Annotated in this window: 1 protein-coding gene; it reads left to right on the top strand. The window is 73.8% G+C overall.

The annotated features are described in order from the left end of the window. The coding region (locus CCN51_RS55660) for a hypothetical protein (RefSeq protein ID WP_158104813.1) at positions 1-3,284 on the top strand (3,284 nt) is incomplete at both ends.

Genomic DNA, 3,284 nt, shown 5'->3' with positions numbered 1-3,284 from the left:
GCCCCGCCGAGGACGAGACCGGCGACGTCGAGGACCACGTCAGTGACGCCGAGGACGAAGCGGCGGACACCGAGGACCAGACGCCGGACACCGAAGACCAGGCCGGGAACACCGAGGACCGGACGCGGGACACCCAGGACATCCCCCTGCCGCCCCCGCCCGGAAGCGGCTCGGGCCGTCCCCTCATTCCCGCGAGCCCAGACGACCTCCGACGGCTGCGCTATCAGCACGAGTCCGAGGCGTACGAGCGCAGGCTCGGCGACTACCTCTCGGAGCATCCCCAGGTCGTCGAGCAGATCTCCCGGTTCGCCCGCCTCGTATGGGAGAAGACGCCCCCGGCGCTGCGCGGCCTGCTCGGCACCTACGAGCAGGAGGTGCCCGGCGCGGTCGGCGTCGAGCCCAAGACCCTGGAAGAGGTCGTCCACGACGGCAACTTCCGCGAGCAGTCGACCCTCGTGTGGAACGCGCTGCGCCGGGGCGTCTTCCATATGCTGCTGGGCACACCGACCGACCAGCCGTCCATGATCAACGACGAGCGCCGCTGGCGCGGCGCCCCGTCCGACGGCCCGTTCGACCGGCGTGCCCCGCAGGACATCGTGCCGCCGCTCAGCGCCCGCGAGCGGGCGTTCACCTCGGACGGCGCCACCTGGAAGCCGGGCGAGGAGCTGTCGGGCATCAACCACGAACCCCCGGCGCGGCTGGCCGGGGACCCCCGCCCGCTGACCCTGGAGGACTCCCCGCACGCGCGCGCCCAGCGCACCGGCGGTCTGATCAAGACCGGCAGCTCGGGCACCGTCTACAGCCTGCTCGACGCCGCCGAGGACGCCAACGAGAAATGGGACGCGGGCCTGGACCTGCGCTGGATACGGCTGGCGTACATCGGCTCGATGCTCGCCGACCGCCACCACACGCTCCATGAACTCCTCAGGGCATCCGAGCTGTGGGCCCATGAGGAGGACTACCCGGACCGCAGCGAGCTGGGCTTCGGCTACGAGGACACCCGGCGCCGCTACCACCGTCTGTCCCCGCTGTCGGAGGAGGAGCTGCGGGAACACGTCGCGATCGGCGGGCGGTTCCCCGACGAGCGGATCCGGGAGTACTACGCGGACACCACCTCGGGGGCCCCGCCGGGCGCGGCGGCCCCGCGGCTGTCCCGGCTGCTGCCCCGGGATTCGTGGTGGCGGCTGTTCATCGACCCCAATGTGCACGCCGAAGCATTCCGGGCGACCCCCGAGGACGTGGGCGGCCACCTCGACACCCGGACGTACCCCGGCTATCGGCTGGGCATGACCGAGGCGTACCAGCAGGTCCTGGACGTCGGCGGCACCGGACGCGACTGGTCGCGCATCGACGCCGACGCGTACGAGGAGCTGCACAACATCGCCACCCGCCATCTCAAAACGGGCGAGGGGCAGAACGTGGCGACCACGTGGTCGGGCCACGAGGGCGGCCGGATGAAGACCACGATGCGCGGCACCGGCGCCGACCGCGTCGCGGCGGACATCAAGGACGACCTGCTGCTCGGCCGCAGGCTGCTGTTCTCCTTGAACGAGCCGCGTGAGCCGGGCATGGCCAAGCCGTGGGTGGTCTTCCACCATGCGCAGCGCGGCGGGCAGGTCTCCATCGACTACGCCCCGGGCGAGGCCCGTCAGGTGGTGCAGGCCGCGCTGGACCGCTACTACGGCGAGGTGGCGGTCGCGGTCACGCCCGACGAGAAGCTGCGGGCCGTCGCCCGGGTGACCCGGGCCCTCCAGATCCTCCAGCCGTTCACGGACGCCAACAGCCGGGTCAATGTCCATCTGCTGATGCAGAAGTTCCTGCTGGAGCAGGGCTTCCGCCCGGCGGTGCTGATGGATTCGCGCTCGCTGTTCCTCGGCGGGTTCACCGTGGACGAGATCGTGGCGAGCCTCAAGGAGGGCATGGCGCGGTTCGCCCGGCATGCCGCCCACGCGCGCTGGGACGGGTTCAACGGGCCCCAGGGGCCGCCCGCCGAGCTGGTGGCCCGGCTGGCCACGACCCTGGGGCTCGCCGACGCCGAACCGGAGGCGCGGCGTCGCGAGGTGATCGCCACGGTACGCACGGCCCGCGCGCTGTTCGGCGACGCGCTGCTCGGCCCCGACTCCCGCTCCGAGGCGACGGACCTGGCGCGGCTGGCGGCGGTCCGATCGCTGAGCGGCCCGGCCATGGCGCGGTTCCCCTCCGGTACCGCCGCCGAGGCGATCACCGCGTACACCCGGGAGGTGTTCGGTCTCGGCTCGGTGGACGAGGTGAGCGAGGCCCACATCGGCGCGCTGACCGACGCCGCCACCGAGGCGGCCGACCAGGGCCGGCCCCTGGACATGGACGTGCTGCGCTCGCTCGCCGAGCCACCGGCCGCCGACGAGGCGGCGGAGGATGCGGCGTCCGGCCGGTCGCGGTCCACGTCGCCGGGTCCGGAAGACATCGTGGAGCCCGCCTGGGACACCCTCGTCCACCTGGCCCCGGACGACGGCCGGAAGACGCTGGAGTTCCGGGTCTCGGAGCTGACCGAGGGCGCTCCGGTGCGCGAGGCCGACGATCTGGGCGAGGCGCTGCTGCCCTCGGTGGCGGGCGAGCCGCTGGGCGGGGTCCGGCTGGTGCTGCGGGCCGACGCCGGGTCGTTCGGGAGCGATCCGACGGAGACGGTCGCGGAGCTGGCGGACAGCCTGGCCTCCCCGGTCGACCTGCTGCTGGCCGCTGCCGACGGCACCGTACGGCTGCTGCGGTTCGACGAAGGCGGCCGTCACACGGACCTCGGCCCGGTGCTGAGCGCCGCGGACCTGTCGTTGCTGCGGTCCGAGGCGGTCGCGGAAGTGCGGACCCTGCGGCGGCTGGCGCGCGACGCACCCGTCAGCCTGGACGACGGGACCGTGATGCGGGCGCATCAGGAGTTGTCGCCCGATCAGTGGCGGCGGACGCTGCGCCAGCGCGGCCAGGCCATCGCCCAGATCCTGGAGACCGGCGACATCGTCAGGGCCCGCGGTGGCGCGCCCCGCGGCGAGGGCTCGCGGGGCGAGAGCTCGCGTACCGCCCGCAACCGCCCGCCCATGCTGGACGTACTCGCCGAGGACGAAGGACCGGACGAGGCCGAGGCACCCGCCCCCGGCCCCAGCGCCCCCCGGGGCCCGGGCGGACCGCGGCCCGGGCCGGGGCGGGCCGCGGATGAGGCGCGGCGCGCCGCGTTCGTCGACTCGCTCAAGGCCCGGCCGCTGGTGACGACCGACTACGAGGTCATCGACCCCCGCGGGAACGGCGTCCTCTTCAGC

Source organism: Streptomyces milbemycinicus, assembly GCF_002154605.1.
In the GTDB taxonomy this organism is placed as follows: domain Bacteria; phylum Actinomycetota; class Actinomycetes; order Streptomycetales; family Streptomycetaceae; genus Streptomyces; species Streptomyces milbemycinicus.
Note: the sequence above shows the minus strand (reverse complement) of the source record. Positions and strands in the feature narration are given on the sequence as shown.